A 694-nucleotide genomic window follows, 5' to 3' on the forward strand; every position below is an offset into this window, starting at 1 on the left:
TTCCCACACCGGATCGAGCAGCGCGTGCACGGCCTTCGGCGTCTTGGCCATGGTGTCATCGAGCTTCAGCGCGGCGAAGGAGGCGTAGCCGAGCAGCTTTGCCTTCTCGGCGCGCAGGCGCAGCATGTCGCGCACCACGTTCGTGTTGTCGGTGGCGCCGCCATTCTGGCCGCGCATGGTGAAAGCGCGGAAGGCGATCTCGCGCAGATCGCGGCGCTCGGAGAAGGTCGAGAACGGCTCGTAGATCGAGCGCGACAGGGTGACGGCGTAGCGGCCCTTCTGGCCGCGTATCTCGGCGGCTTCGGCCATCGAGCTTTTCACGAAGTCCGGCAGGCCGGCAAGGTCGGCCTCATCGAGGAACAGTGCCCAGTCGCTCTCGTCGGCCAGCACATTCTGGCCGAAGCTGGTACCGAGCGAGGACAATTCCTCGCTGATCTTGGCCAGCCGCTTCTTGCCGTCGGCATCGAGTTTGGCGCCGGAGCGGACAAAACCCTTCCAGGTCTTTTCCAGGACCCGCAGGGTCTCTGCGTCGAGCTTCAGGCTCTCGCGGCGCTGGTAGAGATCGTCGATGCGGGCAAACAGCCGCTCATTCATCGAAATCGCCGAGAAATGCCTGGACATTTTCGGCGAGATGTCGCGCTCCAGCGCTTGGATCGTCTCGTTGGTGTAGGCGCCGGCGCCTACACCAACGAGA

Annotated in this window: 1 protein-coding gene; it reads right to left on the minus strand. The window is 64.1% G+C overall.

Going from position 1 to position 694, the window contains the following annotated elements; genetic code table 11:
- Positions 1-694 (minus strand): M3 family metallopeptidase (locus EN749_RS36745; protein WP_245491600.1); only part of this gene is annotated, 694 nt, incomplete at both ends.

It is taken from the genome of Mesorhizobium sp. M7A.F.Ca.ET.027.02.1.1, from assembly GCF_004022985.1.
GTDB lineage: Bacteria > Pseudomonadota > Alphaproteobacteria > Rhizobiales > Rhizobiaceae > Mesorhizobium.